The sequence below is a fragment of the Sphingobium cupriresistens genome (genome assembly GCF_004152865.1).
Lineage (GTDB): Bacteria > Pseudomonadota > Alphaproteobacteria > Sphingomonadales > Sphingomonadaceae > Sphingobium > Sphingobium cupriresistens.
This window is the reverse complement of the sequence record NZ_SEOO01000005.1, coordinates 149,834-174,686: the sequence shown is the minus strand read 5'-3', so window position 1 is coordinate 174,686 and position 24,853 is coordinate 149,834. Positions and strand designations below refer to the sequence as shown.

Sequence of the window (24,853 nt, the reverse complement as noted above, 5' to 3'; positions counted from 1 at the left end):
CGCAAACCTTCCCGACTATGCTCTCGCCGGGCAATACCAGTCCATGCCACCATTCACTCCATCTTGTCGCAAAGACGGCTGAATCACAACATGCTGGTATTGCTCAACAACTTTCGGATCGGGCTCTAAGACTGTTCGGCTTACTGTGATCCCCCGTGATCTTGAGGATCAGCTTTCCTACTTCAGCGACAAAGTGGATGGCAAGGAACCTGCTGGTCAACGCAAAGGCGGCGAACCACAGGCGCGCGCGATTTTGGAAAGACGCAACGGACGAGCCTGGACCAAAATCTGGCAAGCCCCACTTGCTAATGAGGTCGCACCTGTGAGCGCTCTGGTGACAAACAGCGCGAGCTATGTCGTCACCTTCGACAACTGGCACTCAGCAGGTTTTGGCGACAACGTCGTGGTAATCTATCGTGCGGACGGATCACAGGTGCGGTCAATGCGGCTCGTCGATATCTTGCCTGAAGATTACATAAGGGCATTGCCGACGAGCGTAAGCTCGATCTGGTGGAGCGGCGAGCACGCACTTTCGAACGATGGCCGACAAGTAGAGTTGAAGGTCGTAATCCCGAACAGTCGTGGTGCGATTGACACGCCGCGCGGCTATCTCAACGTGCTGATCGATCTGGCGACCGGCGCTGTATCTCTCCCGTCAGGAGCCGAATGGGACGCGGCGATGGCAGCCGCAGCGCCGCTGACTGCCAGATCAAAGGCATCGGAAGCCACATGGCGCGCATTCGCCATCGCCGCGCTTACCGCACCGAAAGATGACAAGGTGGCTGATTGGCGGCGCTATTTATATCAGGCAGCAAAGCGCCTCGCTCCCAAAAATCAGAATGCAATGGGGTTCGGTCCCGAATGGATTCTGCCATCAGAGAATGAGCCTGATTTTGTGGAGCGAGCGAGAGATATTCGTTCGATATTTACGAATTGGGATAAGCCGGACGATCTCATGTTTGCAAGCCCATCGGCCCCTGAAGCTATGGCGCGCACATTGAAAGAGGGAGCAGAATCCGGCGTCCCAGGTCGCTTGGCCGGATCACGCTTGTTCGTTGCTCTGCCCGAAGCACTTGCAGGAGACGTTCGCTCGGCACTCAAGTCCACCGGAGCAACAGTGATTGTCTTCGATCCTTCAAATCCAATCCCACAGCGCTCGGAAACGCTGCGCGAAATGGGCGTTGCGCCAGATCAGGCTGAAGCGGAAGCGACGAAGGCAGCGGCAGCAGCAAAACAGTTTGAAGCCGATGCTGTCCGCTTAGAAGCCTTGGCGTCGCCTGCGCCTGCGATGTCGAAGAGTGATGACGCAGACACGGAAGAAGTCATGGCAGACGTGCTGGATGCGGCGGCAGACCATGCCACTGAGGACATTCAAAGGTCGGATAACCCACACGATTGACAACGATGGATAGTGGAAGCCACCCACACCCGACCCACTGGGAACCCATGGGGATCAGCCCAAAGGTACATAAACCTGCTCCCCTCCCAGCCATAAGCTGAAAGGCACTTTCGCTAGGTTTTCCGAGGGTTGCCTATCAAGGCGACGGTGCCGCTTACAGGACTCGAACCTGTGACCCCCGCATTACGAATGCGATGCTCTACCAACTGAGCTAAAGCGGCGTCCGGGCGGGCAGATAACAGCGGTTGGGACGAAGAACAAGCGGACATTTCCTGCCCCTGCTCCTTTTTTCAGGCTGTGGCGCGACCGCCGTGCCCCGCCCGCCCTGTTTACAAGAAATTTACCATCCCGTGCCACTGTCGAATCCCGGAATAGTATTTTTGACCTGAGGTTAGGACGATCGGATGGACACGCTGCGGGGGCGCGACGCCGCCAATGACGAGGACGATTTCGACTATGCCGGCGACGCGCTGATCGAAACGCCCCCCGCCGTCATTTCCGATGAGCGGCGGATGCAGGTGCGCGCCTATAATTATTGGGCCTCGCTGCTGGGTGATCGCGCCCTACCCTCGATCGAGGATCTCAATCCCGACCAGTTGGAGGATTTCGGCCCGCATTCGGTGTTGCTCGACTTCAGCGTCGGCCTCGACAATCCCGCCATCGTCTATCTCGGCACCGCGCTGCGCCAGGAGTGCGAGATTGAGGGGACGATCGACTATATCGATGACGTCCCCGCCCGCTCGCTGCTATCGCGCCTGACCGACCATTATCTGCAGATCATCGCCAATGCCGCGCCTATCGGTTTCGAGGCCGAGTTCGTCAATCAGCGCGGCGCGGAGATCATGTATCGCGGCATATTGATGCCTTTCTCATCCGATGACGAGACGATCGACTTCGTATTCGGCGTCATCAACTGGAAAGAACTGGCCAGCCGCAGCCTGTCCGACGCGCTGGCGCTGGAAGTCGACGAAGCGATGCGCAGCGCGCCCGCCGCGCGCGACGCCGCGCCCATCTGGGCCGATGGCCCGGCCGCCGATCAGCAGAGCAACAGCCTGGCGTTCGACATCGAAGAGGAAGAGGACGACACGCTCGACCTCACCGGCATGGAATGTCCGAGGCAGGACGCGCCGCTCGCCGACTGGCTGGCGATCGCCCGCGACGGCGCCGCGCGCGTGCGCATCAGCGAAGCGCGCAGCCACGCCGCCCTCTATCGCGCCGTCAGCCTGTCCTACGACTTCGCGCAGGTCGCGCAGGTCCGTCCCGACGATTATGCCGAACTGCTGCACGATTATGGCATCAAGGCGCAGGCGCGCAGCCCCATGACCGCGGTCATCAAACTGGTCTTCGGCGCGACCTATGACAAGACGCGCATCACCGAATATGCCACCGCGCTGGATCATGCGCTGACGGCCCGGCTCAGCGTCGGATCGCTCGCCGCCTATCTGTCCGCTTATGCCGGCGGCCTCAAGGCGCTGGTGCGCGACGAGCGCGCGTTGCGCCGATCGCAGAAGCCAGCCAAGCCCGATCGCCGTCAGGTGGCGCGCGACAGGGTCAAGGCCGCCGCCGCGCTCGATCCGGTCGCAGTCGCCACCGATGCGGATGGCCTGGCCGTCGTCATCGCCCGGCGCGAAGCCGACGGCACGCTGGCGATCGTCGCCGCGCTGCCGGGGGATAGCGACCTCAACCAGCGGGTGATCAGCGCCGCGGCGCGCTGACACGGCATCTCCCGCCGCCATAACGCCAGCATTCATGGTGAAATGCTGCACATAGCGCCGCATCGAGCCTCGACATGCGGCGCAGGCTGGTTGATAGTCGCCCCCAGTGACAGGCCCCGCGCCCTCCGCGCGGGCCGCGATGCGTTTCGTCATTTAATTTCAAGGATCAGAAATTTTATTTCCCGCTAGGGTTGAGCCGACTCCTGGCCGGGCGCATATAGGCGCTCCTAAAGCCGAGGAGTCGCATGGCGGCGATCCAGCACCTCCTCCGTTAAGATCGAAGCGGTTAGAACCGCGTTGAGAGGTGAGCGAATGACGGCGCTGGCGGAAGCGAAGAACAAGGAAGTCGACAAGACCATCCATGAGGCGCTGGAAGGCGCTCTCAGCCGGGGCGCCCTGCCCGGCGAAAGCGAGGGGTTTGACGCGGCAGCGCTGGCCGCCGCCGCCGCTTTCCTCGGACGCGCCGCCAATGGGCGCAAGGCGGGCCAGGCCGCGATCATGGTCGAAACGCTGGGCGAAGGCGCCAATGGCCGCTTCATGCGCCTGGCCATCGTCAATGACGACATGCCGTTTCTGGTCGATTCCATCGCCAATACGCTGGCTGCGGCCGACATCACCATTCACCGCCTGTTCCATCCCGTTCTGTCGGTGACGCGCGACGGCGACGGCGCGCTGTCCGCCATATTGGACGACGACACGCCCGGCGCGCGGCGCGAATCCATGATCTATGTCGAAACCGACAGGGCCGACGCGAAGGCGCGCCGCGCGCTGGAAAAATCGTTGCAGGAGACGCTGGCAGACGTACGCGCCGCCGTGGCGGACTGGCCCAAGATGCAGGCGGCCATGGCCGCCGATGCGGACGCCGTGCCGGACGAGGAAGGCGCGGCCCTGCTGCGCTGGTTCCTGGCGCGGCATTTCACCCAGACCGGGCATGAGATCATCCAGCGGGACGGCAGCAGCAGCGCGCCGCTCGGCATCTGCACCCGGCATGACAGGCCGCTGATCGCCCCCGCCTCGCTGGAGGCAGCCTTCTCCTGGTTCGAGGAAGGCAAGCGCACGCCCCTTATCATCAAATCCAGCCGCATCTCGCGCGTGCATCGCCTGGTGCTGCTCGACCTGGTCATCATTCCGGTGCGGGACGGAAAGGAGGTCAAGGCGCTGTCGATCCACGCCGGCATGTGGACCAGCACCGGCCTGTCGGCGACCCCGGACAAGGTGCCGCTGCTCCGCTCGGCGCTCTCGACCCTGATGGACAAGTTCGGCTTCGATCCGCTCGGCCATGCCGGCAAGACGCTGGCCCATGCGCTGACCGCCCTGCCGCACGACATCACCATCGGCTTCGACCGCGAAACGCTGGAGCGGCTGGCGCTGACCTTCATGTCGCTGACCGACCGGCCACGCCCGAAGCTGGCGCTCGCCACCAGCGCACTGGCCCGCCATCTCTATGCCTTCGTGTGGCTGCCGCGCGACGAATTGTCGACCGCCCGTCGCGTAGCGGTGCAGGATATGCTCGCGCAGGCGGCGAACGGCCCGGTGCTCAGCTGGTCGATCGCGCTGGAGGAAGGCGGCCTGGCGCTGCTGCGCATCACGCTCGACCTGCGCGAAGGCGGGGTAGTGCCCGATGACGCCGCGCTCGACCGTCAGCTCAAGCAAATGGTGCGCGGCTGGGTGCCGGCCGTCGAGGAAGCGCTCGCCGAAACCGAGGAAGCTGGCCGCGCCGCAGCGCTCGCGCAGCGTTTCGCTCCCGGCTTCCCGCTCGCCTATCGCAATGGCGCTGGCCCGCTTGAGGCCGCGATCGACATTCGCCTGCTTCACGGCCTGTCGGGTGAAGGTGACAAGTCGATCCGAATCTATCGCAACGCGGAAGACTGCAACGAACGCCTGCGGCTCAAACTCTACAGCAGCCATACGGTCGCCCTGTCCGAAGTGGTGCCGGTGTTCGAGAATTTCGGTTTCCGCGTGATCGAGGAAATGACCACCGCAGTCGACAATGGCGCGCTCGGCCATGTCCAGCGTTTCGTGCTGGAACTGCCCGCCGGCGGCGACGCGCAGGCAGTCGTGGCGCGCGCCGGCGTCGTGACAGAGGCGATCGCGCAGGTACTCGAAGGACGCGCCGAAAACGACCGGTTCAACGAACTGATCGTCACCGCCAGCCTGTCGCCGCGCTCGGTCGTGCTGTTCCGCGCGCTCTACCGCTATCTGCGGCAGACCGGCGTCGCCTATGGCATGGCTACCTTCGCCGAAACGCTGCGCAAGGCGCAAGGCGTCACAGCCAACCTCATCAACCTGTTCGAAGCGCTGCATGATCCCGCCGCGCAGGACGGCGCGGCCGACCGGATCGCCCAGGCTCAGGCGGCAATCGAAGCGGGTCTGGAGCAGGTCACCGCAATCGACGAGGACCGCGTGCTGCGCCTGCTGCGCGCCGTCATCACCGCCACGCTGCGCACCAATTTCTACGCCCCTGCGGCGCAGGAAGCGCTGGCGTTCAAGCTCGACAGCGCACAGGTGCCCGGCCTGCCCGCGCCCCTCCCCTGGCGCGAAATCTGGGTCTATTCGCCCCGCGTGGAGGGCATCCACCTGCGCGCCGGTCCGGTGGCCCGCGGCGGGCTGCGCTGGTCAGACCGGCGCGACGATTTCCGCACCGAAATCCTGGGCCTGATGAAGGCGCAGCGGGTCAAGAACGCCGTCATCGTGCCGACCGGCGCGAAGGGCGGCTTCTATCCCAAGCAATTGCCCAGCCCCCAGGTCGATCGCGACGCCTGGCTGGCCGAAGGCACGGAAAGCTATCGCATCTTCATTCGGTCCCTGCTGTCGATCACCGACAATATCGTGAAGAACAAGGTGAAGCACCCCGCGCAAGTCGTCATCAACGACGGCGATGATCCCTATTTCGTCGTCGCGGCGGACAAGGGCACCGCCACCTTCTCCGACGTCGCCAACGCGATCGCGCTGGACCGCGATTTCTGGCTGGGCGACGCCTTCGCCAGCGGCGGCTCCAACGGTTACGATCACAAGGCGATGGGCATCACCGCGCGCGGCGCCTGGATCAGCGTACAGCGTCACTTCGCCGAAATGGGCATCGATGTGCAGAGCGAACCGGTCAGCGTCGTGGGCTGCGGCGACATGTCGGGCGACGTGTTCGGCAACGGCATGTTGCTCAGCAAGGCGATCAAACTGGTCGCCGCCTTTGACCATCGCCACATCTTCTTCGATCCCACGCCCGATCCGGCGAAGAGTTGGGAAGAGCGCCACCGGATGTTCGCCCTGCCCCGCTCCAGCTGGGAGGATTATGACAAGGCGCTCATCTCCAAGGGCGGCGGCGTCTTCTCGCGCAGCCTCAAGCGTATCGCGCTGACGCCCGAAATGCAGACTGTGCTCGACGTCACCGACAAGGAAATGGAGCCGGCCGCGCTGATCTCCGCCATCTTGAAGGCGCCGGCCGACCTGCTCTGGTTCGGCGGCATTGGCACTTATGTAAAGGCCGCGGGGCAAAGCCATGGCGATGTCGGCGATCCCGCCAACGACCGCCTGCGCATTAACGCCGAACAACTGCGCGTCAAGGTGGTGGGCGAAGGCGCAAATCTGGGCGTCACCCAGGCTGGCCGCATCGCCTTCTCACTCCATGGCGGCCGGATCAACACCGACTTCATCGACAATAGCGCTGGCGTTGACTGTTCGGACAACGAAGTGAACATCAAGATCGCGCTGAACAAGGAGATGATCGAGGGTCGCCTACCCTTCGACAAGCGCAACGCACTGCTCGAAAGCATGACCGACGCGGTCGGCGACATCGTGCTGGAGGATAACCGCCTCCAGGCGCTCGGCCTTTCCATCGCCGAAGCGGGCGGCGCGGCCGACCTTGCCTCCTATGTCCGCCTGATCGAGACGTTCGAGGAAACCGGCCGGCTCGACCGTCAGGTTGAAGGGCTGGCCGCTAACGACCAGTTGCTGCGTCGCGGCCAAGACGGCCAGGGGCTGACCCGCCCTGAACTGGCCGTCCTGCTCTCGACCGCCAAGCTGGCGTTGCAGGATGCGATCGAACATGGCGATCTGGCGACCGACGACAGCATGACCGGCGAGCTCATGGCCGCCTTCCCCGCCGCAATGCAGAAGAAGGAAGCGGACGCCATCGCCGCCCATGCGCTGCGCAAGGAAATCATCGCCACCAAGGTCGCCAACCGTATCGTCAATCGCCTGGGCCTCATCCATCCGTTCGAACTGGCGGAAGAAGAAGGCTGTTCGATGGCCGACCTTGCCAGCGCCTTCCTGATCGCCGAACGGCTTTACGACATCGGCGCGCTCTGGGCGGATATCGACGCAGCGGACATGTCGGAAGGCGCCCGCCTCGCCCTGTTCAGCGATATCGCGGGCGGCATGCGCGCGCAGATTGCAGACATATTGCGCGCCCTGCCCGCCGGGACGCTGCCCAGCGAAGGGCATGATCGCCTGTCCAAGGGCGTCGGCACCCTGGCCGCCCAGGTCGACGATCTGCTGACCAGCGAGGCGCAGCGTCGCACCAATGCCGTCACCGACCGGCTGCTCGGCCTTGGCGCGCCCGAAACCCTGGCGCTGCGCACGGCGGGGCTGTTCAAGCTAGACGGCGCGGTCGGCATCGCCGCTCTCGCCGCGCGCATGGGCGTGGAGGAAGTCGCGCTCACCCGCGCCTTCACCCATCTGGGCGAAGCGGTCGGCATCGACTGGGTCCAGTCCGCGGCCGCGCGGATGGAGCCGACCGATCCGTGGGAACGGCTGCTCATTTCCGGCGTCGCCCGCGACATGCAGCAGGTCCGGCTCGATTTCCTGGCCCAGGGGAAGGGGAAGGATATCGCCACCCATGTCGAGAACTGGTTGCAGGCCAAGGGCGCCCGCGTCCGCCAGTTCCGCACCCTGGTCCAGCGCGCCAAGGCGGCCGCGACGCCCAACGTCGCAATGCTCGCCGAGATAGCAGGCCAGGCGCGCGGCCTGCTGGGGCGGTAAGAGACGGGCGTTCCGGCGAAGGCCTGAACCCAGTCCTGCCGTCTGATCTGGGAACACGCCATGCCTTAGCCGCCAACAGAAAGAGCGTCATTCTCTTCGCGAGAATGACGCTCTTTCCGTGTCGCGCGAATACAAGCTTTATTGCGGCGCGTCCGGCGCCGGTTCGGCGGCATCATCGTCCGCATAGGGATCGGGTAACACGACCTTGGGCGCATCTTTCTTGCCCGGCGTGCGCAGGCCGTCGCCATAGATGGGCACAACCGGCTCCGCCGACACGCGCCCGTGCAGCGCTTCGATCTCCGCCTTACGCTGTTTCAGGTACAGCGTCTTGTAGACGGTATAGGGATCGTCTTCCTTGCGGATCGCCGTGATCGTCTCGTCGAATGCGGCGCGCTCGCCCAACTGGTTCAGGATCGTCGCGGGAATGACATAGGCCGGCTTGAAGAATTTGCCGCCCAGGGCGAAAGGCAGGATCATCTTGTCCGCCGTATCGCCGATGATGTCGCGCAACGTGGTCGGCCCGACGACCGGCAAATACATATACGGCCCCGGCCCTACGCCGTAGAAACCCAAAGTATTGGCAATGCCATTGTCGCGATGGGGCAGGTTGAACGGCTTGCGCTTGGCCACATCGAACATCCCGACGAAACCCAGCGTCGTATTGACGCCAAAGCGCCCGGCCGTCTCGAACGCCTTGCCCGGTTTGAACTGCAACAGATAGGCGGCCGCCACGATCGGTTCGCCCAGGTTCGAAAAGAAGTTGCGCAACCCCTTGCGCACCGGGCGCGGCAGGCCCTTGTTATAGGCCTTCGCCACCGGCTCCACGACCGCCTTGTCGACCGACTGCACCGCCTCGAAACTCTTGGCGTTGAGCTGCTCCAGCGGGTCGCCTTTGGGCGCGCCCTTGTCGCCGGTGACCACGATGTCCTGCGCCGCGTCGCCCTGTGGGGCGAGCGGCGGGGCAGCGGGCGCCTGAACGGGTGCCTGGGCCGTGGCGGCGGACGGAGCGGACGGCGCGGCATCCTGCGCCTCGCCAGCAACCTCCGCAGCCACGGCCAGTTGCGGCGCGGCGGCTTCCGCCTGCGTCCCGATCATCATCATTCCCGCAGCTACGGCCGGCAATAGCATAGTCATGTCCTAGCAGCAGCCACGCGCTCTCCCCCCGCGCAGCTATCAAAATCCGTGACATACCGGACATATAATCCGTGTTACATCAGGCATACAGTGCGGCTAGAGGTGGTGGCCATGGTCGTCAATAGCAAGGCCACGCCATAGATCGGCCGGAAGGGGCCTCTTGTCGCATCCCGATCCGGCTCTCCTTACATTTTGATACAATTTCCTGCTGCGACTCGTTTGCAACTGCGAGTCGTTCGCGTTATGCGAGGATCATCATAGCGCAGGACATATCCCACCCCATGCACGGAACCGCCCGCATCCAGACGACCAGGAAGAAGAGCGCCAAGGCCTTCTGGATGAAGCAGCTCCATACCTGGCATTGGGTGAGTTCGGCCGTCAGCCTGATCGGCCTGCTGCTTTTCGCCTTTACCGGCATCACCCTCAATCACGCCGCCGATGTCGAAGCATCGCCCCGGACCATCGAAAAGAGCGCCACCCTGCCCGCCGACCTGCTGCAACAGGTCGCGGCCAATGACGCGCCCGACGCGAAGAAGCCCCTGCCCGCGCCCGTCGCGACATGGGTCGAAAAATCGGTGGGCCTGCCGGGCGTCGGCAATGCCGAATGGTCCGCCGATGAAATCTATCTGGCCCTGCCCCGCCCCGGTGGCGATGGCTGGGTATCGATCGACCGGCACAGCGGCGCCGTCACCAGCGAAAGCACCAGCCGCGGCTGGATCAGCTATCTCAACGATCTGCACAAGGGTCGCAATGCCGGCGGCGTGTGGAAATGGTTCATCGATATTTTCTCGATCGCCTGCTTCGTCTTCGCGCTGACCGGCCTGGTGCTGCTCCACCTTCACGCCAAGAAACGGCCCAGCACCTGGCCGCTGGTCGCGATCGGCCTCGCCCTTCCGGCGCTTCTCGCCATCATCTTCATCCACTAAAGGGGAATTTTCCGCTCATGCAGATCCGCCACACGCTTATCCTGACGGGCAGCGCGACGCTGGGCGCGGCCGGAGCGCTTGCCGCCCCCGCGACTGCGCAGACGCTCGACGTCACCCTCACCCTGCCGCGCCTGTCGGTCGCCGAATATCACCGTCCCTATGTCGCGATCTGGATCGAAAAGGAGGGCGCGCCCGCCCGCACCCTGTCGATCCTGTACGACGTCGACAAGCGCAACAATGCCGGCGTCAAATGGCTGCGCGACGTGCGTAGCTGGTGGCGGGTATCGGGCCGTGCGCTCAGCCTGCCTGCCGACGGCGTCAGCGGCGCGACCCGCGCGCCGGGCACGCATAAGCTCAGCTTCACCGCCGGCAAGAGCGGGATGCCGAACCTCGCGCCCGGCAAATATACGCTGGTGGTCGAAGCCGCGCGTGAAGTGGGCGGCCGCGAAGTTGTGCGCGTCCCGCTGACCATCGGCGCATCGGGCGCGAAGGGCAGCGCCACCGGCTCGGCCGAGCTGGGCGCCGTCAATGTCGTCGTTTCACGCTAAGGGGATGCAGGTCATGATGAAATTCCGCACGCTGCTGCTCGCGGCGGGGGCTGCGCTTGCCCTGCCATCCACGGCCGGCGCCGCGCCGCGTCCCTGGATGCTGCCGTCCGAAACCATGTTCGCCGGCACCGGCAATGAATGGCTGACGGTCGATGCCGCCATCTCCACCGACCTCTTCTATTTCGATCATCCGGGGCAGGATTGGGAACCGGTCGTCACCGCCCCCGACGGATCGATCGTTCCCGCGGAAAACCGCTCCGTCGGCAAGCTGCGCGAAACCTTCGACGTGCCGGTCAAGGCCAAGGGCAGCTACAAGATCACCATCACCAATGTCGCGGTGATGGGCAGCTTCATGCTGAACGGGGAACGCAAGATGCTGCCGCGCGGCACCACGCCTGCGACGCTCGCCACCGCCGTCCCGCAGGGCGCCACCGACGTCCAGACAGCCCAGGCGATGACGCGGATCGAAACTTTCGTCAGCGCCGGCGAACCGACCCACGACATTTTCAAGCCGACCGGCAAGGGGCTGGAAATGGTGCCCGTCACCCATCCCAATGATGCGGCCGTGGGCGAGCCGGCCACCTTCCAGTTCCTGCTGAACGGCAAGCCAGCGGCTGGTCTGGACGTCACCGCCATCGCCGGCGGCGTGCGCTATCGCCAGGATCTCAAGCAAATGGACGCCAAGACCGATGCAGAGGGCAAGGTCACGCTGACTTGGCCGGACGCAGGCATGTATTGGGTCAGCGTCAGCACGGGCGGCCGTCGCGGCGGCGAGGGTGGCCCTGGTGGTCCCGGTGGCCCTGGCGGCCCCGGTGCTGGCGGCCCACAGGGTCCGGCGGGCGGCGAAGGCCAAGGCGGCCCCCGCCCACCCATGGGTCCGCCGCAGGACCGCGCCACCTACGCCATGACGATCGAGGTGCAGGGCTGAGCACCCATGGCGTCCGCATCGCGATAGCACCCGGCCTGTCGCCCGACCAGTTTGTCGGGCGACAGCGCAGGGGCGCTATCGTCCCATATGGCGGTGCCACCATGGGGACCAGCTGGTCGGCGCAGATCGTCGATCCGCCCGCCCGCTGTGAGAGCGCCATCGAAGCCGTACTGGCGCGCGTGATCGACCAGATGAGCAATTGGGAAGCGGACTCGACGATCAGCCGCTTCAACCGCTTGGGCCTTCGGGCCTGGATGCAGCTCCCCACCGACATGCTGACCGTGCTGCGCGCCGGGCTGGACATGGCGCGGCTTTCGGGCGGCGCCTTCGATCCCGCTATCGGCCAGTTGGTCGATCAATGGGGCTTCGGTCCCGGCCATGGACCGGCCGCCAAGTCCGTCACCGCCCCCTGGACTTGCATAGAGGTCGAAGGGGATCGCGCCCGCCGCCGGGCCGACGTCGCGCTCGACTTTTCCGGCATCGCCAAGGGTTTCGCCGTCGATGCCGCCGCCGCGCAGTTGCGCGCCATGGGCGTCGCCAATTTCCTGATCGAAATCGGCGGCGAGTTGCGCGGAGAAGGCATCAAGCCCGACATCCAGCCCTGGTGGGTCGATGTCGAATCCCCGCCCGACCTCGCCGTCCCCACGCTCCGCATCGCGCTGTGCGGCCAATGCGTCGCCACCTCCGGCGACTATCGCCGCTTCCGCCTCGAAGACGGCGCGCGTCTGTCCCACAGCATCGATCCCGCGACCGGCGCCCCGATCGCGCCCGGCGTCGCTTCCGTCACCGTCCTGCACGACAGCGCCATGATGGCCGACGCATGGGCCACCGCCATCACCGTCATGGGAGCCGACCGTGGCATGGCGCTGGCCACCCGCCACGATCTCGCCGCCCGCCTCGTGCAGCGCACGGGCGACGGCGCGCAGGAATATATGACCCCCGCGCTAGCGGCGATGCTGGAGTGATGGCGCTAATCCGGTGATCGAGAATGGCGAATTGAGGTGGATTCCCACCATTCTCCGATTTCTAACAACCGTTGGGGATTTGCAGCCGGTCGCTGCAAAACCAATGATCACAAATGTTCCAATGTAGGATTTTCTCTGGTCTGTCCGCGCGATGGCGTCACAGGGGCCTGGGCGGTACGATTGCCCGAAAAAGTCCGACAACGGTGTGAACTTCGGCGCGCCCGATCATGGCGCATCATCGCCCCCTACAGCGCTCGTCAGGCGTCGGCCCAGCGCCGCAGCAAATTATGATAGACGCCAGTCAGCCGGATGACCTGCGCATCGTCATGGCCGAGGGTTTCGGCAAGCTGCTGGATGCTGCTGTCCAGATCGAACAGGGTCTGGCGCGCGCTATCATCCCGCACCATCGACTGGACCCAGAAGAAACTCGCCACACGCCGCCCGCGCGTCACCGGCTCGACCCGGTGCAGCGAGGAAGAGGGATAAAGCACCGCATGACCGGCGGGCAGCTTGATCTGTTGGACACCATAATGGGTTTCCACCGTCAGTTCGCCGCCATCATAAGCCGCCGGGTCTTCCAGAAACACGGTCATGGACAGGTCGGACCGCACCCGGAATGTCGTGCCCTTGCGGATGCGGATCGCATTGTCGACATGGGTGCCGAACGCCTGCCCACCGGCATAGCTGTTGAACAGCGGCGGGAAGATGCGCTGCGGCAGCGCCGCCGCGATGAACAGCGGGTTTTGGCCAACGGCATCGAAGACGATCTGCTGCGCCTCTTGCGCGGCAGGCGAATCTTCGGGCAATTGCAGGTTGCGCTTGGCCAGCGCCGACTGATGGCCTGACGTGATGTTGCCATCCACCCAGTCGCCAGCGTCGATGACGGCACGGATAGCGGCGACGCCAGCGGGGTCGATCAGGTCGGGGATGGCGATCAACATGAAAAAGCGTGTCCGTTAGGCGGCATCGGTGCGCAGAATGAAAGGGATTTCGACCACGCCCCGAACTCGGACCGGCTGCCCGCCCCGGATGGTCGGCTTCCAGCGCCAGCCCTTGACCGCATCCCTGGCGGCATCGTCGAGCCGGGCGAAACCGCTGCTCTGGCTGACGACGATGCTCTCCACCCCGCCATCCATTGCCAGGGTGATGGTCAGCACCACCGTCCCCTGCTCGCGCTTGCGGCGGCTGTCGATGGGATAGCGGGGCGGCTTGCCCGCCACCATCTGGGCGCCCAGATCGCCGCCCTGCACCATGCTGGGCGGAGCCGGCGGCGCGGCGACCGACGTGCTTGGTCCCGGCGCGATGACGGTGACCGGCGCGGCCGCCTGCACGGGCACGGGTTCGGGCGATGTCTGGACGGTTGGCACCGGCGGCGCCGGCGTCTGCACGATCGGCGGCGGCGCGACCACTTGCGGCGCGGAAGGCGGCGGCGGGGGCGTTTCCGCTGCGGGCGGCGGAGGGGGCGGCGGCGACAGGTTCACCACCGTCAGCTTGGCCGCCTCCGTCCGCTGCACGTGGTTGCGCACCTGAATCAATGCGCCGATCAACAATGCGTGGACGACCAGGATGGCGACGATGGCCGGGACGTTGGGGCGGGACCGGGCGCCATAGCGATCGGCGGAAGACGCCACGGAGGCCGACGGAGGCAGGGCAGCAACAGGCGCGAGGGCGACGACCTGCTCCGGCGCACCATCATAATCCTCAATCGGCTGGCTGGCCGCCTGCAACATGCCAGTGCCTCCCTTTGCGTGACCCTGTGGCGGTTCGCAATAGCGTGAAGCCTAATGCGAATCAATTGCGATGTTTGCGAAGGCTTTCGATCGGGCCATGCAGGGACGCTGGCGCAAACCGGAGCCTGTCGCCGCCCATCCTGCCCCCCCCGGCCGGTTGGACCGGGGGATTGGATCAGAATTTATAGCCCAGAGTCAGGATCGCCGCCCGTCCTTCTCCGACCCGCGCCCACTGGGCCGACGTCTGCGCGCCGTTGCGAACCCCAGTATAATAGGTCTTGTCGGTGAAATTCTTCACATTGAGCTGGGCGGACAGACCCGGCGTGAAGTCATAGGCCAGCATCGCATTGTGGATCAGATAATCATCCACCTGATAGATGGCGCCGGTCGTCGCCGAATTGAGATCGAACTTGCCCTGATAGGTGAAGCCATAGCCGATTTTCAGGCCGAAGGGCAGCGCATAGGTGGTGAAGAAGCTGCCCGAATGTGTCGGCACATTGGTCAGTTCCGCACCCGACAGCGGATCGACCTCCCCATCCGCGACGCTCTGGATGATCTTGCTGTCCAGGTAGGTATAATTGGCGGTGACGGTCCAATTGGGCGTGATCTGGCCATTGGCGCCCAGCGCGACGCCATCGACCCGCGACTTGCCGTCCAACTGCATTTCACCCAGCGGATTGTCGTCGCTCACGATGCCGGTCACGCGGAAATTGCTACGCTCGTTGCGAAACAGCGCTGCCGTCAGCAGAACGCCTTCGCCCAATTCCGCCTTGGCGCCGATTTCATAATTGACCGCCGATTCCGGCTTCACGTTGCACGACGCCGCGGTGCAGGATCCATTGACCGAAGTCTTGGACGGGGTCTTGCTGTTGCCATAGGCGGCATAGAGGCTGATCGCTTCGACCGGCTTGTAATTGAGGCCGACGCGGTAGGAAAACAGGTCATCCTCGTTGCGGAAGGTCGTGCCGGGCGTCACCGTCCCCATGCTGGTGGCGGTTGCGCCGACGATCGTGTCGGCGCGATAGCTGCCCTTGTTCTTTTCATAGCGAAGGCCGCCGGTCAGCTCGAACTGGTCGGTCAGCTTCATCGTGTCGAACAGATAGACAGCGTAATTTTCCAGCTCGCCGGTCTGCGCCGCCGTCGGGATGAAGTTGACTGGGCCGGTATAGATGTTGCTGCCATAGGTGAAACCGTCCGGGCCGGTCACGATCGCGTTGGGATTGGCGACGTTCATCAGCGGATAAGCGCTGAAAGCTGCCGTGCCGTCCGCATTGCGCAGGCTGTTGCCCGACCGGAGGTCATATTTCTCCCACGTCACCGCCGTACCCAACACGATCGTATGTTCGATCCCGCCGGTGTTCGCCACAGCCCGCAGGTCGAGCTGGTTGAAGGCGAGCTGGTTGCGCGAATCGCGGGTGGTCCCGCGTGGGCCGCTGGGCAGATAATAACCGGCCGGAACCGTCGCAGGACAGGCATCGCCATTGGGCAGTGCTCCGTTGGCCAGGCAATAGGTGCCCTGTGGCGGATTGACGACGGTGAACTGGGTCACATCTTGCCAGCGGGTCAGGTTACGGATACTGACCGTATCGCTGAAATCATGTTCAAAAATGGCCGTCAGCTGATCGACATTGGTTTCCTGCGTATCGACATTGCGATAACCGAAATAGTCGGTGCTGTCGGCGCCCGGCAGCAAACCGCCCAGCGCGGCCACATAGGGCGCGCCATATTGGGGGGTATTTTCGTCTTCCTGATGCAGATATTGCAGCGTCAGGCGGGTCGGGCTTTCGATGCCGAAGGTGATCGACGGTGCCACGCCCCAGCGTTTATAATCCTCGACATCGCGGCCCGGCACGTCATTCTTGTGCGCCATCGCATTGATGCGAAAAGCGATGAATTCGCTGGCGCGAACATTGGCGTCGATCGCGGCGCGATAATAATTGTCGGTGCCGATGCCGGCATTGGCGACGACCTGCGTGTCGGCTTTGGGCCGCTTGGTCACGATATTGATCGAACCGCCGACAGAGCCGGACCCGGCGGTGACCGAATTGGCGCCGTTGGTGACTTCGATCTGTTCGGTGTTGAAACTGTCGGTGCGGCTGTACTGGGCGCTGTCGCGCACGCCGTCGGTGGTGATGTCGGTATTGGCCGAATAGCCGCGCAATGTGATGCTGTCGCCATAGCCCCCGCCGCCTTCGCCCGCGCCAAAGGTGATGCCGGGCACTGTCGACAACACGTCGCGCAGCGTCAACAGATTCTGCTGCTCGATCACGGTGTTGGTCAGGATGGTAATCGTCTGCGGCGTGTCGCGGACGGGGCGGGTCGCCTTGGGGCTTTCCTGCCGGGCCGGAGCGTCCTCGATTGCGGTGTCCGTGACGGTCATGCCGCCCAAACGGGGCCCCTGCTCCGCCTCTTGCGCGTTCGCAGTCGTCGCAAAAGCCATCACGCCGACGCAACCCATCGCCAGAAACGAGGTCATGCTCACCGATTTCGACATAGTTTCAGATCCCCTTTTAGTCGTTGGGGGCCTGCTATTGAGAGTCCTTCTCAGAGTCAACGCTATTGCGAATAATTCTTATCGTTGTCGCAAAATGTCCAGCGAACAGCCAGCACCGGATGGCGCTGGCCAGATTGGGCGGATGCGGCGCGGCCAACCGCGCAGCATCGATACGAGCGACCAGCGCGTTGATCGGAAGATTTTGCCGCAAGGCATGGGTACGCAAGGCGTCCCAGAAGATCGGCTCCAGGCTGATCGCAGTCTGGTGTCCGGCAATGGTCACGCTCCGCTTGACCGGCGGCGCGAAGGGCGACCCCGAAGGATGGTCAGGGTCGCCCGTCATCATCAATACATGTGCTGGCCGCCGTTGATCGACAAGGTGCTGCCGGTCACGAAGCCGCCTTCCTCGCTACAGAAGAAGGCGACGCCACGCGCGATTTCGCTGGCCTGGCCCAGGCGGCCGACCGGGATTTTGGCGACGATCTTCTCCAGCACCGGCGCGGGGACCGCGGCCACCATGTCGGTGTCTATATAGCCGGGCGCGATCGCGTTGACGGTGATGCCGGACTTGGCGCCTTCCTGCGCCAGCGCCTTGGTGAAGCCGTGAATGCCCGACTTGGCGGCGGCATAGTTGACCTGGCCATATTGTCCGGCCTGGCCGTTGATCGAACCGATATTGACGATCCGGCCCCAGCCGCGTTCCCGCATCCCGCCGAAGGTCGCCTTCGACATGTTGAAGCAACCGCCGAGGTTGATGCGCATCACCTCGTTCCAATCGTCGAAGCTCATCTTGGCGAGCACGCCGTCGCGGGTGATGCCGGCATTGTTGACGACGATGTCGATCGGACCCAACGCTTCGGTCACCGCGGCGCAGCCGTCGAGGCAAGCCTGGTGATCGCCGACGTCCCATTTGAAGGTCGCGATGCCGGTCTTGTCGGTAAAGGCCTTCGCCTTCTCCTCATTGCCACCATAGTTGGCGGCGACGGTATAGCCCATCTCCTGCAAAGCCAGGCTGATCGCCTCGCCGATGCCGCGCGTTCCGCCGGTCACGATCGCCACTCTCGACATATGCGTATCCTCTTCCTGCAAACGGGTCAGTTGATCCAACCCGAAAGTTCGCGGCTCACAAGCCTGTCGTACAGAGTGATAGCTTCCGCTGATGCGTTTAGACAGGGCAAAAGGGCAAATTTTTCGCCACCTTGGGCCAAAAAAACATCTTTCGCACGCAGGGCGATTTCCTCTAGGGTTTCAAGGCAATCCGCCGCGAATCCCGGTGTGACCACGGCAACATTGCGGACACCTTCCTTCACCAATTTGGCGAGCGTAGCTTCGGTTTCCGGTTCGAGCCATTTGGCGCGACCGAAGCGCGACTGGAAGCTCATATGGACCGGCAGCGGCGGGTTTTTCAGAGACAGGGCTTCACGCAGCAGGCGGACCGTCTTGACCGATTGGCAATGATAGGGATCGCCCAGATGCAAAGTGCGTTCGGGCATGCCGTGGAAACTGGCGAGCAGCGCGTCGGGAACGAAGTCGAGTGCGGCGACATGCCGGTCGATCGACGCCTTGAGCGCGGCGATATAGGCCGGATCGTCATGATAGGGCGGCAAGGTGCGAATGGCGGGTTGCCAGCGCATTGCGGCCAAGGCGGCGAAGGCCGCGTCATTGGCGGTCGCGGTGGTAGCGGCGCTATATTGCGGATAAAGCGGCGCGAGCAGGATGCGTTCGCAGCCTTGCGCCTTCATCGCCGCCAGCTTCGCCGCAATGGCCGGATTGCCGTAGCGCATCGCCCAGTCGATCACCACGCCCTGCCCCATCGCCTGTTGCAGCGCATGGGCGGCGGCGCCGGTATGGACCGCCAGCGGCGAGCCGTCCGGCGTCCACACCTGTTGATAGGCGTGGGCGGATTTCTTCGGGCGGGTGGTGAGGATCACGCCGCGCAGGATCGGTTGCCAAAGGAGTTGCGGAATCTCCACCACGCGCCGGTCGGAGAGAAATTCCGCCAGATAGCGACGCACCGATTTTGGATCGGGCGCATCGGGCGTGCCGAGATTGATGAGCAACACGCCGACCTTGGGCGTGGCAATGACGGGATGATTGGCGGGCTGGTTCATGCGGCTCCCACTAGCGGCAGGCTGCGCATACGCTGACCTGTCCATGTGTACAGGGCGTTGGCGATGGCGGGGGCGACGAGCGGCGCTGCCAGATCGCTGACCCCGGCCGGATCGGCGGTGCTGCGCATCAGTTCCACCGTGACTTCGCCGATGTCGGCGAGGCGCGGCAGGTTCATGCGGCCAAGGATAGCGCGGGTGGGCAGGCCGCGTTCATAAGGGACGGATGCGCCCATGGCGTAGGCAAGGCCATAGACCAGCCCGCTTTCTATTTGCTGGCGGGCGATGTCGGGATTGACCTGATCGCCGGCGTCGACGGCCGCGACGATGCGGCTGACGCTGATCTTATCGCCGTTCATCGCAGCCTCCACCATAATGGCGGCATAGGCGCCGTCCATCATATGGGCGGATAGCCCCTGCCCGCTGCCCGCTATGCCGCCCTGCCAGTCGCCCATCGACGCCGCGGTCGACAGGCAATGGGCGAGGCGCGGATTGCCGCCCAGCATCTGGATGCGGAAGGACATGGCCTCCATCCCCGACAGATGCGCCAGTTCATCGACGAAACTTTCCGTGAAGAAAGCGCTGTGCAGATGCGCATTACCGCGGGTGAAGCCGAGCGGCAGGCCGACATCGGTCGGGAAATGATCGACCGCCCAATTGGGAATGGCATAGGGCGGGGCCATGCCGGCGACGGCCAGCCGGGTCGCCCTGTCCGCGGCGTCCGCCGCCGCAACGTGCGGTAAGACGCCGTCGGCGATGTGCGCCCATGTCTGCGTCAGGGCGCAGGGCGCGGCGACCTTCGCCAGCCAGCCTTCGATCGCGCCGGCGCGGCCGAGCTTGGCCGCCATGCGGGCGTGGGCGGGGGCGCTGGGCCGATCCTGGACCACATCCTCCAGCCGCGACCAGAGGAGTTGCACCGGCCGCCCCATGGCGCGCGCCAGCAGCGCCGCCTGCACCCCGGCATCCCAATCCATCCTGCGGCCGAACGACCCGCCAGCATGGAGCGGATAGAGCGTCACCGCCCGTTCCGGCAGGCCCAGCGCATCGGCGATCGCCGCACGGGCGAGGCCGGGCGCCTGCGTCGCCATCCAGATTTCCGCGCCGTCGTCGGTGACGCGGGCGGTGGCGCACTGGGGTTCGAGCGCCAGATGCAGCCCGGCATCGACCTGATATTCGCTGGCTAGGATGGTCGCCCCCTCGAACACCGGGGCGAGATCGCCCTGGGCATAGAGGCGGCGGCCGTCCGACCCCGCAAAAGCCGCCTCCAGCGCGTCGTCGATGCCGCCACTGCTGACCGGCACGCCGCGCAGCGTGAAGACCGGGTCGGACAGGTCGAGCGCCTTGTTCGCGGCCCACCAGTTGCTGGCGACCGCGGCGACCCAGCGTTCCTGCCGCACGAGCTTGAGGAAGCCGGTGACGCTGCCGGCGGCGCGCTCGTCCAGCCCGGCCAGCACGGCGTCGCCGATCGGTCCCTGCCGGATCGAGGCATAGACCATGTCGGGCAGACGAATGTCGGCGGTGAAATTATGGCTGCCGTCGATCTTCGACGGGGTATCGAGCCGCGGCAGATCCTGCCCGGACAGGCGGCCATCCTGCCCCTGGCGATAGGGCAGGATATCGGGCAGGTCGAACCGGGCGGCATCCGCGACCACATCACCGATCTTCATGCGGCGCGCGCCGCCGTCGGAGATGATGCCATCCTGAATGTCGCAACTTTCCCAGGGAATGGCCCAGCGCGCCGCCGCCGCCTTGCACAGCAGCACGCGGGCAGCCGCGCCGGCATCGCGATAGGCGTCGCGGAACATCGGGACGGAGGTGCCACCGCCGGTCAGCATCAGCGCGCCGCGCGTCGCATATTGGCCGATCGCCCAGTCGCCAGCGTCACCGAGCAGCCGCGTCCAGTCGCTCGCCAGCCATGCGCGCGCCAGCAGGGTGTTGGCGTAGAGCGGGCTGATCGGCGCGCTCTGCACCGCGACTGTGCGCCAGTCCGCGCCCAGTTCGTCGGCCAATATCTGTGGCAGGACTGTGGTGACGCCCTGCCCCATTTCGGTTTGCGGCACGACGACGATGATCTGGCCGGATGCGTCGATCTTCAGGAAGGCGTTGACGATGGTTTCGCCGGGACCGGCGTTGAGATTGGGCTGGTAGCTGCGCGGCCATACGCCCCAGGCGAGCAGCAGCCCCGCCGCTGCGCCACCGCCGACCAGCAGCGTGCGCCGGTTGATGCCCTGATGTTTGCCGGATTGCTTCCGCGGGATGCGCGCCATGCCAGCCTGATAGAGCCGCAGGCGCGCGCTGCCTAGCGTTAATCAGCGACTATTGGTGCGACGCCAAGCCGGGGAATGTCGATCGCCGGGCAACGATCCATCACCACCTTCAACCCGGCCGCTTCGGCGCGCGCCGCCGCCGCTTCGTTGACGACGCCCAGTTGCATCCACACCGCCTTGGCCCCGGCGGCGATGGCGTCGTCCACCGCCTCCCCCGCCGCTTCGCTGCGACGGAAGATATCGACCATGTCGACGGCCACGCCGATGTCGGACAGGCGGCCCCAGACAAATTCGCCATGGACATGCTCACCGGCAATCTGCGGATTGACCGGCAGGACGCGATAGCCATGGTCCTGAAGGAATTTCATCACGCCATAGCTGGGGCGGTCCGGGCGATCGGAAATGCCGACCAGCGCGATGGTGCGGGTTTCGGACAGCAAGGCGGCGATGTCCTGCGGGGCGGTGAGCGGCATGGCGTATCTCCTTTGCGACCGAGATGGGGAGGACGCAGGCGGACGCAAGACGTTCCTTTCCCGGCGCGACCGGGCGCTATAATCAGGCCGATGCCTTAAGCCAGTCGGCAACCTTGCGCGCGATGGCGTGGAAGGCGTCGGCATGGACGCCCTCGCCCGCCGCCGGCGGATCGCCCGCGTCCGAGCGGCGACGGATGTCGATCGCCAGGGGCACACGGCCAAGGAAGGGCATGGACAGGTCGCCAGCCGTGCTTTCAGCGCCGCCATGGCCGAACGGATCGGAGACTTCGCCGCAATGGGGACAGGCATAGCCGGCCATATTTTCGACCAGGCCGACCATCGGCACCCCGGCCTGATGGAACAGGCTGACCGCGCGGGTGGCGTCGATCAGCGCCAGATCCTGTGGCGTGGACACGATCACCGCGCCGGCGGGCTTGTGCTTCTGCACCATGGTCAACTGGATGTCGCCGGTGCCGGGCGGCATGTCGACGACCAGCAATTCCGTCTCGCCCCACTCCGCATCGATCAGCTGCGTCAGCGCATTGCCCACCATCGGCCCGCGCCAGGCCAGCGCCTTGCCCGGCTCCACCAGATGCGCCATCGACAGCATCGGGATGCCCAGCGCGCCGGTGACGGGAATCAGCTTCTTGTCGCGGGCTTGCGGCTTTTGATTTTCGCTCCCCATCAATCGCGCCTGCGACGGGCCGTAAATATCGGCGTCGACCAGCCCGACCTTCAGTCCGAGCCGGTGCAGCGCGACGGCGAGATTGGCCGACAGGGTGGATTTGCCCACCCCGCCCTTGCCCGACGCGACGGCCAGAATGCGCAGCGGCGCCTTGGCGGGCGGCGTTTCTGCGGGCTTTCGCTCTGCGGTCATGGCGATGCGGACGTCGGTGACGCCGGGCACGGTCAGCGCGCCTTCGCGGATCGCCGCGGCTAACCCATCGCGCCGATCGTGTTCCAGTCCGCCTACGTCCAGGGCGATGGTCATCACCCCTTCCTTGAGCCGCGGCGCGCTGGCGCGGCCGTCGGTAAGGGCGGTCAGACGGGCGGTGAAATCGGCAAGATCGGTCATGGCCATGCCCTGTAGGAAATAATCGCAGGCATTTGCACTGTTTTTCGGCGAAGAGCCTTCCTATAGAAGGTGGCATGAGAAGAATGTTCGGGTGGATGCCCGCGATCGCAGCGATGGTCCAAGGCCCCTGGGGCAGCAAGAATGACGGACCCGAAGGGGACGGACAGAGGGGTGGCGGCGACGGCGGCCCGCGCAATCCGTGGACCCAGCCGGGCAGACCGTCCGGCGGCCAGAAGGGGCCATCCGCCATCGAAGAACTACTGCGCCGCGGCCGCGAAAGCTTTGGCCAGGGCGGCGGCGGGAATGGCGGTGGCTTCGGCGGGCTTCCCCCGCGCGCGTCGGGCAAGGCGCTCTGGCCGATCGCCATCGCCCTGGTTGTGATATTGTGGCTGGTCCTGACCAGTTTCCATCGCGTCGGCCCGCAGGAGCGCGGCGTCGTCACCCTGCTCGGCAAATATAGCCGCACCCTGACACCCGGCATCAGCCTGACCATGCCCGCTCCGTTCGAGGCGGTGACGACGGTCGATGTCGAGGAAATCCGCACCATCGATATAGGCTCCGCCAGTGCGGAGAGCGAAAATCTGGTGCTGACCGGGGACCAGAATATCATCGATCTCGCTTATTCGGTGCGCTGGAACATCCGCAACCCGGAACTCTATCTGTTCCAGCTGTCGGACCCGGACGCGAGCGTGCGCGAAGTCGCCGAAAGCGCGATGCGCTCCGTGCTCGCCAGCGTCAGCCTAGACGATGCGCTGGGCGCCGGGCGGACCGCGATCGAACAGCAGGTCGAATTGCGGATGCAGGAGATATTGGACGGCTACAAGTCGGGCATCCGCATCCAGGGCGTCGCGATCAAGCAGGCCGACCCGCCGACCGCCGTCAACGATGCGTTCAAGGCGGTGTCCGCCGCGCAGCAGACGGCGCAGACCTACTTGAACGAAGCGCGCGCCGCCGCCCAACAGGTGACGGCCAAGGCGCAGGGCGAGGCCGCGGCTTTCGACAAGGTCTATGAGCAATATAAGCTGTCGCCCGACGTGACCCGCCGCCGCATGTATTATGAAACCATGGAGGGCGTGCTGTCGAACGTCGACAAGACCATCGTCGAGGGCGGTAATGTGACGCCCTATCTGCCGCTGCCCGAAATCAAGCGCCGGGCGCAGCCCACCCCGACGCCAGACGCCGCCAGCACGGGAGGCCAGTGATGCCCGGCATATTGCGCCATCCCGTCGCCCTCGCGCTGATCCTGCTCGCCCTGCTGATCATGGTCGGCAGCACCGTGGCGATCGTGCCCGAAACCAAACAGGGCGTGGTCGTCCGCTTCGGCGATCCCAAGGCGATCATCAACCGCTATCGCCCCAACGAAAGTTTCGGCAACACCGGCGCCGGCATCATCTGGCGCTGGCCGTTCGTCGATCAGATCGTCTGGATCGACAAGCGTGTGCTGTCGGTCGAGATGGAGCGGCAGCAAGTGCTGTCGACTGACCAGTTGCGGCTTCAGGTCGACGCTTTCGCCCGCTATCGCATCGTCGATCCGCTGCGCATGTATATCGCGGCGGGCAACGAAGAGCGGGTCGGCGAGGCGCTGCGCCCGATCCTGGGATCCGCGCTGCGCAACGAACTGGGCAAGCGGCCCTTCGCCGCGCTGCTCAGCCCCGAACGCGGCCAGGTGATGCAGAATATCGAGGCGGGCCTCGACCGGGTCGCGCGCCAATATGGCGCCGAGATCGTCGACGTGCGGATCAAGCGCGCCGATCTGCCCGACGGCACGCCGCTGGAAAGCGCCTTCACCCGGATGCGCACCGCGCGCGAGCAGGAAGCGCTGACCATCCGCGCCCAAGGCGCCAAGCAGGCGCAGATCATCCGCGCGGAAGCCGACGCCAACGCTGCGCGCATCTATGCCGAGAGCTTCGGGAAGGACCCGTCCTTCTACGATTTCTATCGCGGGATGCAGAGCTATCGCTACACCTTCGCGCCCGATCGGCCGGGCCAGACCAATATCATCCTGTCGCCGGACAATGAATTCCTGCGGCAATTTCAGGGACGACGTTAAACTTTCGTCATGATCCCCCGGAGATCATTACGGAACCAGCGTCATTCAATGAGGGTTAAGGCAA

At 64.9% G+C, this 24,853-nt stretch carries 19 protein-coding genes and 1 tRNA gene; 9 read left to right on the top strand and 11 right to left on the bottom strand.

The window, feature by feature from the left end; all coding sequences use genetic code 11:
- Positions 1-145 precede the first annotated feature (145 nt).
- Complete coding sequence (locus tag EWH12_RS05045) at positions 146-1,399, top strand: hypothetical protein (protein ID WP_129925911.1); 1,254 nt, start codon at positions 146-148, stop codon at positions 1,397-1,399.
- A gap of 148 nt (positions 1,400-1,547) precedes the next feature.
- Here the strand turns inward: EWH12_RS05045 and EWH12_RS05040 are convergent.
- Positions 1,548-1,620: transfer RNA gene (locus EWH12_RS05040), tRNA-Thr, on the bottom strand.
- Between the two features lie 183 nt (positions 1,621-1,803).
- On the opposite strand from EWH12_RS05040, the gene EWH12_RS05035 reads away from it, so the two are divergent.
- Together EWH12_RS05035 and EWH12_RS05030 are read left to right on the top strand one after the other, a co-directional pair.
- Entirely contained in the window at positions 1,804-3,114 is a 1,311-nt protein-coding gene (locus EWH12_RS05035; RefSeq protein WP_066604346.1) for a PAS domain-containing protein, read from the top strand.
- Between the two features lie 312 nt (positions 3,115-3,426).
- Entirely contained in the window at positions 3,427-8,091 is a 4,665-nt protein-coding gene (locus tag EWH12_RS05030; RefSeq protein ID WP_129925910.1) for an NAD-glutamate dehydrogenase, read from the top strand.
- Between the two features lie 138 nt (positions 8,092-8,229).
- Here EWH12_RS05030 and EWH12_RS05025 read toward each other — a convergent pair whose 3' ends face one another.
- Positions 8,230-9,219, bottom strand: a complete 990-nt coding sequence (locus tag EWH12_RS05025; protein WP_129925918.1) for an MlaA family lipoprotein — start codon at positions 9,217-9,219, stop codon at positions 8,230-8,232.
- A 287-nt stretch (positions 9,220-9,506) separates the two neighbouring features.
- On the opposite strand from EWH12_RS05025, the gene EWH12_RS05020 reads away from it, so the two are divergent.
- The 4 genes from EWH12_RS05020 (at position 9,507) to EWH12_RS05005 (ending at position 12,592) form a co-directional block, all read left to right on the top strand.
- A complete protein-coding gene (locus EWH12_RS05020; RefSeq protein WP_129925909.1) occupies positions 9,507-10,151 on the top strand; it encodes a PepSY-associated TM helix domain-containing protein in 645 nt (214 codons plus the stop codon).
- A gap of 17 nt (positions 10,152-10,168) precedes the next feature.
- Complete coding sequence (locus EWH12_RS05015) at positions 10,169-10,699, top strand: DUF2271 domain-containing protein (protein ID WP_129925908.1); 531 nt, start codon at positions 10,169-10,171, stop codon at positions 10,697-10,699.
- 13 nt (positions 10,700-10,712) lie between these two features.
- On the top strand, positions 10,713-11,627 hold the full coding sequence (locus tag EWH12_RS05010) for a DUF4198 domain-containing protein (RefSeq protein ID WP_129925907.1): 915 nt from the start codon (positions 10,713-10,715) through the stop codon (positions 11,625-11,627).
- 101 nt (positions 11,628-11,728) lie between these two features.
- Positions 11,729-12,592, top strand: coding sequence for an FAD:protein FMN transferase (locus EWH12_RS05005; RefSeq protein ID WP_129925906.1), 864 nt, complete (start codon positions 11,729-11,731; stop codon positions 12,590-12,592).
- A 257-nt stretch (positions 12,593-12,849) separates the two neighbouring features.
- Here EWH12_RS05005 and EWH12_RS05000 read toward each other — a convergent pair whose 3' ends face one another.
- From EWH12_RS05000 to EWH12_RS04960, 9 genes are all read right to left on the bottom strand, one after another.
- On the bottom strand, positions 12,850-13,533 hold the full coding sequence (locus tag EWH12_RS05000) for a Fe2+-dependent dioxygenase (RefSeq protein ID WP_129925905.1): 684 nt from the start codon (positions 13,531-13,533) through the stop codon (positions 12,850-12,852).
- A gap of 15 nt (positions 13,534-13,548) precedes the next feature.
- On the bottom strand, positions 13,549-14,322 hold the full coding sequence (locus tag EWH12_RS04995; protein WP_066604363.1) for an energy transducer TonB: 774 nt from the start codon (positions 14,320-14,322) through the stop codon (positions 13,549-13,551).
- A 175-nt stretch (positions 14,323-14,497) separates the two neighbouring features.
- On the bottom strand, positions 14,498-16,816 hold the full coding sequence (locus EWH12_RS04990; RefSeq protein WP_066604369.1) for a TonB-dependent receptor: 2,319 nt from the start codon (positions 16,814-16,816) through the stop codon (positions 14,498-14,500).
- A gap of 34 nt (positions 16,817-16,850) precedes the next feature.
- Complete coding sequence (locus EWH12_RS04985) at positions 16,851-17,162, bottom strand: ribbon-helix-helix domain-containing protein (protein WP_422917716.1); 312 nt, start codon at positions 17,160-17,162, stop codon at positions 16,851-16,853.
- Positions 17,162-17,884, bottom strand: coding sequence for an acetoacetyl-CoA reductase (gene phbB, locus EWH12_RS04980; RefSeq protein WP_066605635.1), 723 nt, complete (start codon positions 17,882-17,884; stop codon positions 17,162-17,164). The genes EWH12_RS04985 and phbB overlap by 1 nt, the downstream gene beginning before the upstream one ends.
- A gap of 26 nt (positions 17,885-17,910) precedes the next feature.
- Positions 17,911-18,927, bottom strand: a complete 1,017-nt coding sequence (gene hemH, locus EWH12_RS04975; protein ID WP_129925904.1) for a ferrochelatase — start codon at positions 18,925-18,927, stop codon at positions 17,911-17,913.
- The gene (locus tag EWH12_RS04970; protein WP_129925903.1) at positions 18,924-21,191 is read right to left on the bottom strand and encodes a xanthine dehydrogenase family protein molybdopterin-binding subunit; all 2,268 of its coding nucleotides are present in this window, start codon (positions 21,189-21,191) and stop codon (positions 18,924-18,926) included. Before EWH12_RS04970 ends, hemH begins: the two co-directional genes overlap by 4 nt.
- Positions 21,192-21,229: 38 nt before the next feature.
- On the bottom strand, positions 21,230-21,664 hold the full coding sequence (locus tag EWH12_RS04965) for a CoA-binding protein (RefSeq protein ID WP_129925902.1): 435 nt from the start codon (positions 21,662-21,664) through the stop codon (positions 21,230-21,232).
- A gap of 82 nt (positions 21,665-21,746) precedes the next feature.
- The gene (locus tag EWH12_RS04960) at positions 21,747-22,739 is read right to left on the bottom strand and encodes an Mrp/NBP35 family ATP-binding protein (RefSeq protein WP_129925901.1); all 993 of its coding nucleotides are present in this window, start codon (positions 22,737-22,739) and stop codon (positions 21,747-21,749) included.
- A 74-nt stretch (positions 22,740-22,813) separates the two neighbouring features.
- Between EWH12_RS04960 and hflK the strand changes: the two genes are divergently transcribed.
- Together hflK and hflC are read left to right on the top strand one after the other, a co-directional pair.
- Entirely contained in the window at positions 22,814-23,941 is a 1,128-nt protein-coding gene (gene hflK, locus EWH12_RS04955) for an FtsH protease activity modulator HflK (protein WP_207212359.1), read from the top strand.
- Positions 23,941-24,789: a protease modulator HflC gene (gene hflC, locus EWH12_RS04950; RefSeq protein ID WP_066604385.1), complete on the top strand. Its 849-nt coding sequence runs from the start codon at positions 23,941-23,943 to the stop codon at positions 24,787-24,789. The genes hflK and hflC overlap by 1 nt, the downstream gene beginning before the upstream one ends.
- Positions 24,790-24,853: the final 64 nt, after the last annotated feature.

Bases quoted from the DNA above. Each gene is read 5' to 3' on its own strand.
- EWH12_RS05035 (WP_066604346.1), top strand. From the start codon at position 1,804: ATGGACACGCTGCGGGGGCGCGACGCCGCCAATGACGAGGACGATTTC.
- EWH12_RS05030 (WP_129925910.1), top strand. From the start codon at position 3,427: ATGACGGCGCTGGCGGAAGCGAAGAACAAGGAAGTCGACAAGACCATC.
- EWH12_RS05025 (WP_129925918.1), bottom strand. From the start codon at position 9,219: ATGCTATTGCCGGCCGTAGCTGCGGGAATGATGATGATCGGGACGCAG.
- EWH12_RS05020 (WP_129925909.1), top strand. From the start codon at position 9,507: ATGCACGGAACCGCCCGCATCCAGACGACCAGGAAGAAGAGCGCCAAG.
- EWH12_RS05015 (WP_129925908.1), top strand. From the start codon at position 10,169: ATGCAGATCCGCCACACGCTTATCCTGACGGGCAGCGCGACGCTGGGC.
- EWH12_RS05010 (WP_129925907.1), top strand. From the start codon at position 10,713: ATGATGAAATTCCGCACGCTGCTGCTCGCGGCGGGGGCTGCGCTTGCC.
- EWH12_RS05005 (WP_129925906.1), top strand. From the start codon at position 11,729: ATGGGGACCAGCTGGTCGGCGCAGATCGTCGATCCGCCCGCCCGCTGT.
- EWH12_RS05000 (WP_129925905.1), bottom strand. From the start codon at position 13,533: ATGTTGATCGCCATCCCCGACCTGATCGACCCCGCTGGCGTCGCCGCT.
- EWH12_RS04995 (WP_066604363.1), bottom strand. From the start codon at position 14,322: ATGTTGCAGGCGGCCAGCCAGCCGATTGAGGATTATGATGGTGCGCCG.
- EWH12_RS04990 (WP_066604369.1), bottom strand. From the start codon at position 16,816: ATGTCGAAATCGGTGAGCATGACCTCGTTTCTGGCGATGGGTTGCGTC.
- EWH12_RS04985 (WP_422917716.1), bottom strand. From the start codon at position 17,162: ATGATGACGGGCGACCCTGACCATCCTTCGGGGTCGCCCTTCGCGCCG.
- phbB (WP_066605635.1), bottom strand. From the start codon at position 17,884: ATGTCGAGAGTGGCGATCGTGACCGGCGGAACGCGCGGCATCGGCGAG.
- hemH (WP_129925904.1), bottom strand. From the start codon at position 18,927: ATGAACCAGCCCGCCAATCATCCCGTCATTGCCACGCCCAAGGTCGGC.
- EWH12_RS04970 (WP_129925903.1), bottom strand. From the start codon at position 21,191: ATGGCGCGCATCCCGCGGAAGCAATCCGGCAAACATCAGGGCATCAAC.
- EWH12_RS04965 (WP_129925902.1), bottom strand. From the start codon at position 21,664: ATGCCGCTCACCGCCCCGCAGGACATCGCCGCCTTGCTGTCCGAAACC.
- EWH12_RS04960 (WP_129925901.1), bottom strand. From the start codon at position 22,739: ATGACCGATCTTGCCGATTTCACCGCCCGTCTGACCGCCCTTACCGAC.
- hflK (WP_207212359.1), top strand. From the start codon at position 22,814: ATGAGAAGAATGTTCGGGTGGATGCCCGCGATCGCAGCGATGGTCCAA.
- hflC (WP_066604385.1), top strand. From the start codon at position 23,941: ATGCCCGGCATATTGCGCCATCCCGTCGCCCTCGCGCTGATCCTGCTC.